Raw genomic sequence first — 13,114 nt, forward strand, 5'->3', positions numbered from 1 at the left:
ATCCACCTCCAACGATCCATTTTCTTAAGTATATCAAAAATCGATTAGGTGGAAGATGAGAAAAGGACGTTTTTTTAAGATTAACGTTATATTTTTTGGAAAGTGTTCCAGTTTGAATGAATAAAAGGATTCAACACTGTCCACACTGACCGTAAGAAAGAGACTATGAACATGGTAGGAGGCAAGGAGATGGTGAAAGTTAGACAGGATGCTTGGCTCGAGGAAAATGATATTTTATTAGCTGAGACGGTGTTGAAACACGTCAGGGAAGGTAGTACACAGCTAAGCGCTTTCGAAGAAGTGGGCGATGCCCTTAATAGGACCGCAGCCGCTTGCGGATTTAGATGGAACGCAGTCGTTCGCCGCGATTACGAGAAAGAATTGGCTGAGGCGAAAAAGGAACGGAAACAGGCAATGCGAGTGTTGGGTGCAGATTTCAAGCGACGCAGCCAACAGCTATATAGCCCTTTGTCAGGGGATGAACAGGAAGAGCGGACACCTGTCCCACTTTCCGCATTATCGCTTGATACTGTCATTGCCTATTTGATCCGTTTACATCACAGCGGCGGAGGCGACTCTGAATCACTTAGATGGAAGCAGACTGCCAAAATCGCAAATGAGAAAGTTGAGTCTTTGCAAAAAGAGATTGAAAAGCTTCAATTGGAGAATAAAACCTTGCGAAACGATTACGAACAGTTTGTGCAGATTATGAACCGTGCCCGTAGACTCGTTACGTTGGATGATGAATCCGAGCGCACAGCTCCGGTGTTTACGATGGAGCGTAACGGCAATCTCGTATCAAAAGAACCGCCGATCAATCATTGATCTGGCGGTTTTTTGTTTTGGGGAGCGGCGTTTATGCGTGATTGTGTGAGTTTATGCTTGCTTTCGCGAGTTTATGCGTGATTCTGCGGGTTTATGCGTGTCTGGCGCGATTTATGCGTGATTCTGAGCGTTTATGCGTTTTTAGCATGATTTATGCGTTTTTAGCCTCTTGCAAGCATTTTTTGATTCCGTTCGACGACGCGGTTCAAGTAGAACAGATAGAGTTCCATTTCTTCAGGTGTGAGACCGGTCATTTGGACTTCTTCTGTTGAAAGTGCCCGCAGTAGTAATTGGACGCGGATGTTGACGTCGCTAACTGTAATCGGTTCACCTATTAGTTCTGATAGTGAAGCCATCACTTCGGGACGGATCGTCGGATAGGCGAATTTCGTCTGCTCCCCTTGCAAACCTTTTTCGTATAACTCGCGGATGAGTTCCGCACGTTCGGCACCGCTGCCTTCAACGCATAAGTACACTTGGATCGCAACACCTTGCCGTAGCCTTCTTTGAGATATCCCCGCGAACTTGCGACCGCCGATGCTTAAGTCATACGTGCCTGGACAGTAGGAACCGACAATTTCATAGGCTTCTATTTGCTCCGCTACTTCCGGAAACAGCATGCGAACAAAGGTGAGCATTGATTCATAACCTTCCGGAATATCGATGGAACCGTCCTGCTCGGATAGAATGATTGAAATATTGAGCACACCTTCGTCAAGAACGACAGCAAGTCCGCCGGAATTCCGGACAATTGATTTATAGCCTGTATCGTGTAACGCCGGTAATGCTTCTTCAATATGCGGCAATCGGTGGTCCTGGATGCCTAAGACAATTGTGTCGTTGTGCACCCATGTACGGACGGTCGGCACGGTCATTTTCTGGCCGACAAGATGGCAGAGCGTGTCATCCATTGCGAAAGATTCAAGGGCGGAGCGATTTATTGCAATCATCGATTCGTCGATGAAGCGCCATTTAGGTAATTGTAAATTGAACATTTCATTATCTCCCGGTAGTTCGATCATTTTTTCCGCTATAAGCATACACCAGATCATGACCAAGGGACAGAGTTATTCACTTCTTGTCAATTATGTGAAGTCGACGGCTCTGAATGAGTTTTTGAATTTGTTATGTTAGACTATGGGTAGAAGTAAATCAACGTATAAAAGGAGTTTGAATTTATATGAACGAAGCAGCGATTACACTCGACGGATGGTATGTGTTACATGATTTCCGCACGATGGATTGGGCATCTTGGAAGTTGATTTCGAAAGAGGAACGTCAGGAAGCGGTTGATGAATTCATCGCTTTTTTGGATAAATTACAACAAGCCGATGATAATAAAACCGGCAGCCATGCATTTTACACAGTTGTTGGGCAGAAAGCCGATTTCATGTTGATGACGCTACGTCCAACGGTTGACGAATTGCAGGAGCTTGAGGCGGAATTCAATAAATTGACGATTGCGGACTATACGATTCCAGCGTATTCATATGTATCAGTTGTTGAGCTCTCCAATTATCTTGCTGGCGAGTCGACTGAGGATCCGTACCAGAATCCGTATGTGCGCGGCCGTTTGTACCCAGAGTTGCCACGCAGCCAGTATGTCTGCTTCTATCCGATGGACAAGAAGCGTGATGGCGAGGACAATTGGTATATGCTCAGCATGGATAAGCGTAAGGAATTGATGCGCAGCCATGGGATGATTGGACGCGGGTATGCTGGAAAAGTGAAGCAGATCATTTCCGGTTCTGTCGGTTTTGATGATTTCGAATGGGGCGTTACGCTGTTTTCGGATGATGTGCTTCAGTTCAAGAAGTTGGTCTATGAGATGCGTTTTGATGAAGTGAGTGCGCGTTATGGCGTGTTCGGATCATTCTTTATCGGGACGATGTTGGACGGAGATAAGAAAGCTGCGTTTTTTAATATTTGATTAAAGTAAGGGAGCCCGCTTAGTATGGGGCTCCCTTTTATAATGTTGATTTCCGCTTCAATCAAAGGAAATTACTATACATAGGTTACGAAAAATCCATAAATCGTCATAAACACGCATAAATCTGCTTAAAAGCTCATAAATCCTTACAAACACGCATAATTACATCGAAAAGTCCATAAATGCTCACAATCACGCATAAACTACGCTATTTACAGCGCAGCCTCCGATTTCAATATAATCCTCTTTCTGTGGAAGGGATTGGAAAGTTTATTGGTCATGATTGAAAGTTGTGAAGCATATGGTTTACCGAGGGGGTTATGCTGTGGCAGTAATAAACTACACAGTCCACATGTTTAATCCGATTTTAAAATTGAAAGGATGAAAAAATGGTCCAATATTACTTGAATCCCGGATTTCAGCAACAATTTCCACAGTTTCAGCCACAGTTTCAACCGCAGTTTCAACAGCCGAGTCAAATGCCCGGAATTCCACCGCAGGTGACACTACCAAACAATGGAAGGCCGCCTTTTGTCGAGCAATCGTATATAGAGAACATTCTTCGGCTGAATAGAGGCAAGCCTGGCATTTTTCACTTCTCGTTCGAACATGCAATCGAAGCGGGAAAAAATACTTTGGCAATCCCTGGAGTTGTTGAAGCGGCCGGGCGTGATCACGTAATATTGAGCACAGCGAGCGGCAAACGCTATTTGATGCCAATGATTTATTTTGACTATGCGGAGTTTAATGAAGAACTGAACTACTTTAATCAACAGCTTACTCAATGAAAAAAGGTCTTCCCCTGCCTATTTAGGCAATGGAAGACTTCTTTTATTTTCAAGCATATGTTGGAAGATTTCCGGTTCATCAACACGTATTGCGGCCGCATTAACTTCCTTTTCAAATCCAAGGATTAGAGTAGCCTTCAAAGGTTTATTGAAATGGATGATGCAATGCGGCTTTGCCTCTTCAAAATCACGAGCGATGAACTCGATCAATCCCTTTGATTTCAAATTAAAGTGTTCCGCATCGGGTCCCCAATCGATTTTTTGAATGGTTTCATAGGGAATTTCCATGCGTTTCCCAAGACTAAGGGATACTTGCATATGATTTTCATTCATTTTTAACGGATTAAGGCGGACAACTTGAATATCCGCAATGAAGTAAAGGATTGTGTAAATATTTATGATGAGTAGGACGATGGATAAAATTATCGATTTTTCATGGAGCCACCAATGGATGCCAATTGTCTCGATTGCGATAGCGTGGATGAGCATGATATTAAATGCAAGCAGACTTGTTTTTTGATGTAATGTAAACAGGTTTTCTCCTACAGGAGGTTTCCGTTTCCAAGTGGCGAATGCGTAATAAAACATGAGTGATTCTGCCGCCACAATTGTAATCAGCGGATGGGATGAAACCTTTTCTTTCACGAGTGTGGGAAATGCGAATAGACTGCCGGTTTGATGCTTCTTTATTTCTTTAATTATCCCCGGTAGATGTTTGACTAACAGGAAAACCAGCCCGATTTCAGCAAGTATGATCAGTCCTTCGACTCCGATTGCTGCGTATGGGACGAATTTGAACGGCTCAAAATAGTCGGCCGGGATAATGAATTTCGCAGCGATTAGCCCCATTACCATGAATGTGATAAATCGCTTCAAGCTGAAACCTTTCTTTTTTGTTAGCGCTAAAATGAGCAGCGGCGCAACGATGGCGAGGTCCAGTAGCGAGCCGATGACGACGGCACGTGCGTTCTCCGGTACAGGGATTGCAGGCAGCCGATAGACAAAATAGTTGCTGACAAGGACTACAAGCAAGGGTCCAGCAAATAGGCCTTGTTTTGAACGTGAACGGGTTAAGACCATGTAATTTCCCCCTTTTCTATAGGATATCAAAAATGGATGAGTGTATGCGGGAAGGTTTTGACAATTTATTGGAGATGGAGGATGGTTCTTGAGCGTGGAGGATCAACTTCATGAGTGCGGATTGCGATTCTTGAGCGCGGGAACAGACTTCTTGAGCGCGGAGGGCGATTCTTGAGCGCGGGGACGGACTTCTTGAGCGCGGAGGGCGATTCTTGAGCGCGGATTGGGATTCTTGAGCGCGGGAACAGACTTCTTGAGCGCGGAGGGCGATTCTTGAGCGCGGGAACAGACTTCTAGAGCGCGGATTGGGATTCTTGAGCGCGGGGACGGACTTCTTGAGCGCGGAGGGCGATTCTTGAGCGCGAGGATCAACTTCATGAGCGCGGAGGGCGATTCAACAAAAAACGGTTTGAAGAATTGATGCTCTTCAAACCGCTTCTTTTAAAAAAAATATCATTTTCCGAACTTAAGAGTTGCAACTATTAACATGATCCAGCCGACGATGAATGCGACTCCGCCGATTGGGGTGATGGCGCCTAAAATGCCGATGCCGGATAGGCTAAGGATGTATAGACTGCCGGAGAAGATGATGATGCCAGCTAATAGCAAGAAGCCTGACCATGTGAGTTGAGTGGACGGGCCCAAAAGGGATGAGCTCATAAGGATGCCGACAATGAGAAGGCCGATTGCGTGAAACATTTGATACTGGACGGCTGTTTCCCAGACAGCTAAATAGTGTTCGGATAGTTTTTCTTTTAACGCATGTGCTCCGAATGCGCCCAATGCGACAGCAAGTGCCGCGTTAACCGCTCCAGCGATGATGAAAAATGGCATATTGTTTTCCTACTTTCTTCCGTAAAAATAATTGCTCCATCCCTAATCATAGCTGTTTTTGCTTTGAATTAAAAATCAAAGATTGAGCCGCCGTTCGCGTCTTCCTCGTCTAACGGCTTGCCTTCCAATGAAGAAATCAGCGGCTTATGGGAGATGGCCATTGTTCGTGGGGTGATGATCGGCTCTTCTTGACGTTCTTTTTTGCCCCCCAAAACGACTTGACAAAGGGCACTTACCGCTGTCAATGCTTCGCGGATCGCTTGGTCGTCCTTTGCCGATTTTGCATTGTTGAGATAGTGTTCCATTTCCTCAATGATTCGTTCGGTTGTGATCATTGTTTTGCTGCCCCTTTCTTTTGTTCATATTTCAAACATTCCATTCCAGATGATCGCTTGACGACGGCGGATGGGAGTTCCCGCGTTTTGAATCCGTATGCTTTACAGCCGCGTGGGCTTTTCGGATCCCATGTGACAAAAAAGTATTGGCATTGAAAACAATTCCCCGTCATTTGATCAACCTCTTTCACTTTACTGTACCACTCGTTTTACTGAGTTAAAACCTGCTTTCTGTCATACACCAGTCCACCGGCTTTTCATTCCACTGTTCCAAGATCTGATTTGCTTTAGAGTACGGCCTGCTGCCGAAAAACCCGCGACTTGCACTAAGCGGACTTGGATGGACGGACTCGATGATGGCGTTCCGGGTCTCGTCAATCAGCTTCTTTTTTTCCTGCGCCGGTCGCCCCCAAAGGATGAAGACAACCGCTTCGTTCCGGTCGGATAATTTTCGAATGACTTCATCGGTGAAAAGATGCCATCCGCTTTTCCGGTGCGAATGGGCCTCCCCTTCCCTCACTGTCAGGATTGTGTTGAGCATGAGCACGCCTTGTTCAGCCCAGCCTGTTAGGGTTCCCGATTGAGGAACATCGCATCCGATATCACTTTGCAATTCTTTGAACATATTCCGGAGGCTTGGTGGAATTTTGACACCGGGCTTGACCGAGAAGCTGAGTCCGTGAGCTTGGTTAGGTCCATGGTAAGGATCCTGTCCTAAGATGACGACCTTCACATCTTTGAACGGTGTCAACTTGAAAGCTGTCCACATATCTTCCATTTGCGGATAGACTTTATGGTTGGTGTATTCTTCTCTAATGAAATCGCGAAGCTGCAAGTAATACGGTTTCTGAAATTCCTCCGATAGGATTTTTTCCCAATCGTTGCCGAATCTTCCCACTGTCATGGTTCTCACTCCTTGAATTCGATTGTCACGTCGTATCCCGCGAATGAAAACATTTCCTTCAACGTCTTTTCAGCATTAAATTCTGCAGTTTTCAATACGCCTTGTCCAGTTGCTTCCTCAAGAATAAGCGTCTTCGCTTCTGCTGCGAGTTCATAAGCTTCATCTATATTCGCCTTCGTGCGGAAAACCCCTTCATACGAATAGACTTCAACTTCATCAAAATAGATTTCGGCACCACCTAAAAAGGTTGCGGGTGGCAGAAGTAGTTTCGCAGTCTTATTCTTTTCATCTATAATTACATCTTTTTCTGTTAGTTTGGACATGTCGATACCGGCTTTAACGGACCCCGGAATGACGACAAGAAGCTGCCGTTTTGTTCCTGGCAAATTCATCCCGATACTTTGACCGAACAACTGGTTGTCCTGCCGCTCGACGATGACTTTCGTATACGCTTCGGCGGTTGCCATTTCATTCAAATCCATTATTTGTTCAAGGAAAACGCCCTTCTGTTCAGTGAAAGTGCTGCCTTGCTTTAGAAAATGGAAAGCGACGAAAGGTACGGCGATAACAGCAAGCAATAGAATGACTGCGATTAAAAGGAGGGATCGTTTCCAGCCGAATAAAAGCATTTTGACCACACGCCAAAAATTACCGCTGGATTTGGACTTGGATTTCATTTTGGTTTTCCTTCCAAACGCCTCTTCCACCGTCACCGCGCTTTCGTTTTCGGACGCTTTTAATTCCTTTAATAGCCTTTCAATCTCCTGCAGCTTCTTCTTATCTTCCATACGCTCACTCCCCTTCTTTCGACACGTATCTATGAGTTTCGTATTCCTTCAATTAATAAGTTGTACGTATAGCCTATCGAAAAGTTCCCAAGTAAACAATAGAATGAATGGAATTGGATAGAAATCCGACGATATTCATCAATCTCCGACAATTGTATTTTTTCTTTTATTTGATTACTATTAAAGGGGAAGGTTACCGAACAGGAGGAGAATTCCAACCATGACTATGAAGAAGACACTTACAATTGCAGGATCCGATACATCAGGTGGCGCGGGAATCCAAGCCGACCTTAAAACATTCCAGGAACACGGCACGTATGGCATGACAGCTTTGACAGTCGTTGTGACGATGGATCCTGATAATAATTGGAGCCACGAAGTTTACTCACTTCCAATCGACGTTTTGAAGGCGCAACTCAAAACAGCACTATCGACAGGAATTGATGCGATAAAAACAGGAATGCTCAGCACGGAGGAAGTCATCAAAACGGCCGGTGAAGCAATTGCTGAATCCGGACTTGACCATGTCGTTATCGACCCGGTAATGGTATGTAAAGGCGAGGATGAGGTTCTGAATCCGGGAACAGTAGACGCGATGGTGGAATTTTTGCTTCCGAAAGCGGAAATCGTCACACCGAATCTGTTCGAAGCTGGCCAACTTGCAAGCATGAAAACGCCGTCTACAATCGAGCAAATGAAGTCGGTTGCTGAAAAAATCCATTCGTTAGGCGCGCGCAATGTCGTTATCAAAGGCGGAAAGCAGCTTCTACATGACAAAGCCGCGGACCTTTTCTATGACGGTAACACGTTCACTTTATTGGAAGCAGAAAAGACGGAAACGCATTACAATCATGGGGCAGGTTGCACGTTCGCCGCTGCAATCACAGCGAACCTTGCAAACGGTCTCGCTGTTCGCGAAGCAGTCATCGAAGCGAAGAGATTCGTTTCCGCTGCGATTGCAAATGGTTGGAAGTTGAACGAATACGTCGGCCCGGTTATGCACGGTGCGGCGAGCCGTGTAGGTACAACGGAAATTACAGCTACCCAGATTTAATTGGTGGAGGTTAGAAGCGCAGGTAATGCTTCTAACCTTTTTTGTGGGGAGAGCTCTTTTTTATGCATTCACTTAAGCTTTTCTATATACTAAAACTATCCGTATTTTTGTATGAAGGAGGATGAATTAATGGAAATCGTGAAACCGGATCATTTACAGGAATTGCTTGATTCCTATGCGAATAAAGACGTCTATATCCATTTGGAAACGACGAATGGTGCGTATGCTTCCCATTTCAAAGAAGGATTTTTCAACGCGGGTGCATTTATCCGGAATGTCGTTGTCAAATATGAGCTTGGCAAAGTGGCGGGCGAATCGCCGCATCGCGTCGGATTGAAGCTTCCTTCAGGATGGATCTACGCGCAAGGCATTACACATTATACTGTCGACGAGCATGACAGACTTCTCATGTGCGGACTCGATCCCGATGGAAAGCTTGCGGTTGCTCTCGAAATAAGCGAAACACCGTTTACATATTAAGCACATATTTAGCTCTTATCGCAACGAACAGGAGGCTTTTCGATGATTAAAGAAGAACGCCATGTACTTGTCATTTTCCCGCACCCGGACGACGAAGCTTTCGGTGTGTCGGGTACTATTTCCACGTATATCGAGATGGGGGTCCCCGTCACCTATGCTTGCCTGACGCTTGGTGAAATGGGACGGAATCTTGGGAATCCGCCATTTGCGAACCGTGAAACATTGCCACAGATCCGAAAGAAGGAGCTGCAAAATGCGGCTGCATCAATGGGATTGACCGATTTACGGATGATGGGCTTACGTGACAAGACGATTGAGTTTGAAGATGATGAAAAAATGATACAGCTCGTTACTGATTTGATTGAAGATACAACTCCATCCTTGATCATTTCATTCTACCCTGGACTCTCCGTCCATCCAGACCATGATGCAACGGGACGCGCAGTCGTCCGTGCGGTTAGAAGAATACCTGAATCCGAGCGTCCAAAACTGTATACAATCGCATTCGCGAATAATACAGCCGAAGTTTTAGGCGAACCCGATATTATTCACAACGTTGAAGCGGTTGCTCAGAAAAAGCTCAATACGCTGAATTCCCATGCCTCACAAACCGTTTGGATGATGCGGGATATGGAAAAACGTTTGGCGGAAAAAGATCCGGATGCACTGAAATGGCTGCATACAGAACGATTTTTCACTTATAATTGGGATAATGATTTTGAATAACCTTGAAAGCTCCGAAATCTTCGGAGCTTTTTTTGCCGGTTGAATTAAAAACTGAAAAATATAACATTGTTATGGTATATTTACAAATAAGACTTAAACATTTACTATGTATAAATATACAACTAATACGGTTATTTATTCATAAGGGGAGACGAAGAATTGAAAAAACATAGTATATCCACATGGCTCTACTTTTTAATACCTTCTATATTAGGCATCATCCTATTCATGATCCCATTAAAATTCGGTGAAGAATGGAAAGTTCCAATCGCAAAATTCGCTGACATCCTATCGGGATGGCTGGAACCGGCAATGCCAATGACAGCAATGATTATTATTTTAATCGCGGCAATCGGATCTTTGATTTATTTATTCATCCCGCGTAACAGTTCCAAACCAACGCTAATGGAAAGCTTATTCAAAGTAACGCCATTCTGGACGATCACCCGTATCATTGGTGCCGTTTTCGCTATTATGGTCACTTTCAAAATCGGTCCAGAAGCAATTTGGAGTGAAAATACTGGGGGCTTGCTTCTTGCGCCAGATGGCCTTGTTTCATTCTTATTCACGATTTTCTTATTCGCCGGTCTTTTATTGCCATTATTATTGAACTTCGGTCTGTTGGAGTTTTTCGGAACGATGATGGTGAAGATCATGCGCCCTTTATTTAAACTGCCTGGACGTTCTTCGATTGACGCGCTTGCTTCATGGATTGGTGATGGTACAATCGGCGTTCTTCTGACAAGCAAACAGTATGAGGACGGTCATTATACACAAAGGGAAGCATCGATTATCGCTACAACCTTCTCTGTCGTTTCCATTACATTTTCACTTGTTATCATTGACACGGTCGGTATGTCGAATTATTTCCTTCCGTTTTACGGTACAGTTCTTTTGACGGGTGTAATTTTGGCATTGATCATGCCGCGTATTTATCCGTTAAGAGGGAAGAAAACGGAGTATATTGACGGTCGGAAATTTACCGGGGGCGAAGAGGAGCTTCCCGAAGGCTATAATGTCATCAATCATGGCCTTGAAAATGCTTTGGATACTGCATCGAAAAACCGTTCCATCGGAAGAATCTTCACGGATGGGATGCGTAATGTTTTGGACATGTGGATTGGTGTTGCGCCAGTCGTTATGGCGTTCGGTACGGTCGCCCTTATGTTAGCGGAATATACAGGCGTATTTACTTTTTTAGGAAAGCCATTTGAACCGATATTATCGATTCTTGGAATTCCTGAAGCGGCTGCAGCTGCGCAGACGATGGTCGTTGGATTTGCGGATATGTTCTTGCCTGTCATCTTGGCCGATGGCATGATCACGTCCCAGATGACATTGTTCACAATCGCGACGATTTCGGTGGTCCAGCTGATTTACATGTCAGAGGTCGGTGGTTTGATTTTAGGAACGAAAATTCCTATCAATATCCTGGATTTAATCATCATTTTCCTATTACGTACGCTGATCGCCCTGCCAATCGTTGCAGGTGTAGCACATCTGCTGTTTTAACTTAATCATTAAAAGACCGTTAGTCCACCACAAGGACTAACGGTCTTTTCATTTTACTTATTCAATTTCTTCCTTAATTGCTCCAACATATCCGCTGTCATTGCATCCAGATCGTATTTCGTCTTAAAGCCCCATTCCGCTACGGCTGCTGATGGGTCGATACTGTCTGGCCAGCTATCAGCGATTGCCTGGCGGACCGGATCGACTTCATAGGAAATCGTGAAGTCAGGAATATGCTTTTGGATAGACGCTGCGATTTCGCTTGGTTCGAAGCTCATTGCAGTCACGTTGAACGCATTACGGTGCACCAATTTTGCTGGATCAGCTTCCATCAAGTCAACGATTGCCTGCAATGCATCCGGCATATACATCATGTCCATGTATGTGCCTTCCGCGATAAAGGATGTATACTGCCCTTCCTCAATCGCTTTGTAATAAATATCTACAGCGTAATCCGTCGTCCCCCCACCCGGCTGCGCAACGTAGGAAATCAATCCAGGGAAGCGGACGCCTCGGGTGTCGACACCGAATCGGGTGTAATAGTAGTCGCAAAGCAATTCACCTGCGACTTTATTGACACCATACATTGTCGTCGGACGCTGTAATGTGTCTTGAGGTGTGTTTGCCTTAGGAGTTGAAGGACCGAATGCGCCGATTGAGCTTGGGGTGAAAAACTGCATGTTGAGTTCGCGTGCAACTTCAAGTGCATTCACAAGTCCGCCCATGTTTAAATTCCAAGCAAATAACGGTTGTTTTTCAGCTGTTGCAGATAAAAGCGCAGCCATATGCATGATTGTATCTGCACCGAAATCCTTTGCAATTTCGTGCATTTTCTTTCCATCTGTTACATCCAAGATTTCAAACGGTCCCGAAACAGACGATTGAGGTTGGCGGATATCCGTTGATAAAACATTATTTTCACCGTATTCTTTCTGAAGCTTTGCAATCAATTCCGAACCGATTTGCCCAAGCGCCCCAGTCACCATGATTTTTTTCATTTCATACTCCTCCATATGATCATTTGTATTATTGGAAAGGACATTCTTTATCGATATAATATCTAAACACTTTAAAATCAATATAAAAAGATTATATTATGTTCATCTCAAAAACACAATAACGGTTTGTTAATCTTAATCTTTTCCTTTATCTTTTCTGTTATACTTAAGAAAAAACGTTGAGGTGTACAATGTTCAGTAAATATGTCAATTTTATCCTTGTCATCGTTGGGGGCGCCCTATTGGCTCTTGTTTTATTCTTGTCAGGCCTGCAGATGTGGCTTGTCTTCACGCTGGTCATGATCTTCACTTTCGTTTTTACGATGGGGTATCCTTTTTATATCATTTACAAATCAAAAAGTTTGAGACTGATAGACCAATATCTCACCAATCATCGATCGAAGCCGATTTTCGGATATGCGCATGCACTTGCCCATGGGACGGACGAGGAAATTATTAACCAGCTCAATAAAATACTGAAATCATACGCTAACGCGGAAGTTCAAGAGATCTATAAAGCGAATTTATTAGTTTTTCAAAAGAATTGGCGAGGGTTGATTGATTTCTCCAAGTCGATGGAGAATGTTGCGTACCGGGATTATTATGCAGGAATCGGCTATACAATGAGTAATAATATGGGGAAGGCTTCCGAGTATTTGCAGAAGCTCCGAACTCCGTGGATAGTCCATTCTCTTAAGGCAATAATTGCCATGAAACAAAAAAAGCAGGATCAATTCCAAACCGAAGTTAGGCTTGCAACAAAGAGCGCAGTCGGCATGCAGCGTTTTGTTCTGCATCATATGCTGAATCGGATGGCTGAAGGAGTTTTTTCAACGAAGGAGAAGTGAATTTGCCCTCTT

The 13,114-nt window shown here is 44.4% G+C and carries 16 protein-coding genes; 8 read left to right on the forward strand and 8 right to left on the reverse strand.

What is annotated here, in order from left to right; genetic code table 11:
* Window positions 1-189 precede the first annotated feature (189 nt).
* Window positions 190-825 (forward strand): RsfA family transcriptional regulator, encoded by a 636-nt coding sequence (locus P5G49_RS00995; protein ID WP_301241598.1) that lies wholly within the window; start codon window positions 190-192, stop codon window positions 823-825.
* Window positions 826-986: 161 nt separating this feature from the next.
* Here P5G49_RS00995 and lipL read toward each other — a convergent pair whose 3' ends face one another.
* Complete coding sequence (gene lipL, locus P5G49_RS01000) at window positions 987-1,820, reverse strand: octanoyl-[GcvH]:protein N-octanoyltransferase (RefSeq protein WP_301241599.1); 834 nt, start codon at window positions 1,818-1,820, stop codon at window positions 987-989.
* Window positions 1,821-2,005: 185 nt separating this feature from the next.
* On the opposite strand from lipL, the gene hemQ reads away from it, so the two are divergent.
* The gene (gene hemQ, locus P5G49_RS01005) at window positions 2,006-2,755 is read left to right on the forward strand and encodes a hydrogen peroxide-dependent heme synthase (RefSeq protein WP_301241600.1); all 750 of its coding nucleotides are present in this window, start codon (window positions 2,006-2,008) and stop codon (window positions 2,753-2,755) included.
* A 389-nt stretch (window positions 2,756-3,144) separates the two neighbouring features.
* The gene (locus P5G49_RS01010; RefSeq protein WP_301241601.1) at window positions 3,145-3,543 is read left to right on the forward strand and encodes a spore coat protein GerQ; all 399 of its coding nucleotides are present in this window, start codon (window positions 3,145-3,147) and stop codon (window positions 3,541-3,543) included.
* A gap of 18 nt (window positions 3,544-3,561) precedes the next feature.
* Here P5G49_RS01010 and P5G49_RS01015 read toward each other — a convergent pair whose 3' ends face one another.
* From P5G49_RS01015 to P5G49_RS01040, 6 genes are all read right to left on the reverse strand, one after another.
* The gene (locus tag P5G49_RS01015) at window positions 3,562-4,623 is read right to left on the reverse strand and encodes a beta-carotene 15,15'-monooxygenase (protein ID WP_301241602.1); all 1,062 of its coding nucleotides are present in this window, start codon (window positions 4,621-4,623) and stop codon (window positions 3,562-3,564) included.
* A gap of 453 nt (window positions 4,624-5,076) precedes the next feature.
* Window positions 5,077-5,457, reverse strand: a complete 381-nt coding sequence (locus P5G49_RS01020) for a DUF423 domain-containing protein (RefSeq protein WP_301241603.1) — start codon at window positions 5,455-5,457, stop codon at window positions 5,077-5,079.
* A gap of 68 nt (window positions 5,458-5,525) precedes the next feature.
* Complete coding sequence (locus tag P5G49_RS01025) at window positions 5,526-5,792, reverse strand: YwdI family protein (RefSeq protein ID WP_301241604.1); 267 nt, start codon at window positions 5,790-5,792, stop codon at window positions 5,526-5,528.
* Window positions 5,789-5,965: a uracil-DNA glycosylase gene (locus P5G49_RS01030; RefSeq protein WP_301241605.1), complete on the reverse strand. Its 177-nt coding sequence runs from the start codon at window positions 5,963-5,965 to the stop codon at window positions 5,789-5,791. The genes P5G49_RS01025 and P5G49_RS01030 overlap by 4 nt, the downstream gene beginning before the upstream one ends.
* A 44-nt stretch (window positions 5,966-6,009) precedes the next feature.
* Window positions 6,010-6,696: a uracil-DNA glycosylase gene (locus P5G49_RS01035; protein ID WP_301241606.1), complete on the reverse strand. Its 687-nt coding sequence runs from the start codon at window positions 6,694-6,696 to the stop codon at window positions 6,010-6,012.
* 5 nt (window positions 6,697-6,701) lie between these two features.
* Window positions 6,702-7,484, reverse strand: a complete 783-nt coding sequence (locus P5G49_RS01040) for a DUF4230 domain-containing protein (protein WP_301241607.1) — start codon at window positions 7,482-7,484, stop codon at window positions 6,702-6,704.
* A 220-nt stretch (window positions 7,485-7,704) separates the two neighbouring features.
* Here P5G49_RS01040 and thiD point away from each other — a divergent pair, with 220 nt between their 5' ends.
* The 4 genes from thiD to P5G49_RS01060 all read left to right on the forward strand — a co-directional run bounded on the left by thiD (window position 7,705) and on the right by P5G49_RS01060 (window position 11,256).
* Window positions 7,705-8,538, forward strand: a complete 834-nt coding sequence (thiD, locus tag P5G49_RS01045; RefSeq protein ID WP_301241608.1) for a bifunctional hydroxymethylpyrimidine kinase/phosphomethylpyrimidine kinase — start codon at window positions 7,705-7,707, stop codon at window positions 8,536-8,538.
* Between the two features lie 129 nt (window positions 8,539-8,667).
* Entirely contained in the window at window positions 8,668-9,018 is a 351-nt protein-coding gene (locus P5G49_RS01050; RefSeq protein WP_301241609.1) for a YojF family protein, read from the forward strand.
* Window positions 9,019-9,060: 42 nt separating this feature from the next.
* Window positions 9,061-9,744, forward strand: coding sequence for a bacillithiol biosynthesis deacetylase BshB2 (gene bshB2, locus P5G49_RS01055; RefSeq protein WP_301241610.1), 684 nt, complete (start codon window positions 9,061-9,063; stop codon window positions 9,742-9,744).
* Window positions 9,745-9,903: 159 nt separating this feature from the next.
* Window positions 9,904-11,256 (forward strand): YjiH family protein, encoded by a 1,353-nt coding sequence (locus P5G49_RS01060; protein ID WP_301241611.1) that lies wholly within the window; start codon window positions 9,904-9,906, stop codon window positions 11,254-11,256.
* A gap of 53 nt (window positions 11,257-11,309) precedes the next feature.
* Here P5G49_RS01060 and P5G49_RS01065 read toward each other — a convergent pair whose 3' ends face one another.
* The gene (locus P5G49_RS01065) at window positions 11,310-12,254 is read right to left on the reverse strand and encodes an L-threonine 3-dehydrogenase (protein WP_301241612.1); all 945 of its coding nucleotides are present in this window, start codon (window positions 12,252-12,254) and stop codon (window positions 11,310-11,312) included.
* A gap of 191 nt (window positions 12,255-12,445) precedes the next feature.
* On the opposite strand from P5G49_RS01065, the gene P5G49_RS01070 reads away from it, so the two are divergent.
* Window positions 12,446-13,102, forward strand: a complete 657-nt coding sequence (locus P5G49_RS01070) for a hypothetical protein (protein WP_301241613.1) — start codon at window positions 12,446-12,448, stop codon at window positions 13,100-13,102.
* Window positions 13,103-13,114: the final 12 nt, after the last annotated feature.

Source organism: Sporosarcina highlanderae (assembly GCF_030433715.1).
Classification (GTDB): Bacteria; Bacillota; Bacilli; order Bacillales_A; family Planococcaceae; genus Sporosarcina; species Sporosarcina highlanderae.